This window comes from Oleiphilus sp. HI0079 (assembly GCF_001635105.1).
The window spans coordinates 1-288 of sequence record NZ_LWFT01000300.1 but is presented as its reverse complement, the minus strand read 5'-3'; the positions used below and the strand labels follow the sequence as shown (position 1 = coordinate 288).

At 47.9% G+C, this 288-nt stretch carries 1 protein-coding gene; it reads left to right on the top strand.

Annotated features, from left to right (window positions below):
* Nucleotides 1–20 precede the first annotated feature (20 nt).
* Nucleotides 21–288: 4Fe-4S cluster-binding domain-containing protein (locus A3750_RS26750; RefSeq protein ID WP_369819918.1), on the top strand; the 268-nt coding region annotated here is incomplete at its 3' end.

The following is a 288-nucleotide window of genomic DNA, read 5'->3' as shown; positions in this document are numbered from 1 at the left end:
GCTATGCTAGCGAACCTCTCCTGGAGCAGAATTTTTCACCTCTTCCGGGTTTAATTCACAAATATTCCTCCCGCGTACTATTAATTCTCACTCAGTCCTGTGCGATCCATTGCCGCTATTGCTTCAGGAGAAACTTTCCTTACAGCGAACATCAGCAATCTCGCCAGCAATGGCAACAAGCACTAGACTACGTGGCAACAAGATCAGAAATCAGTGAGGTCATCTTAAGCGGCGGAGACCCCTTAAGCTTGTCAGACTCGAGCCTTGAAGAGCTCTTCGACAAGATCG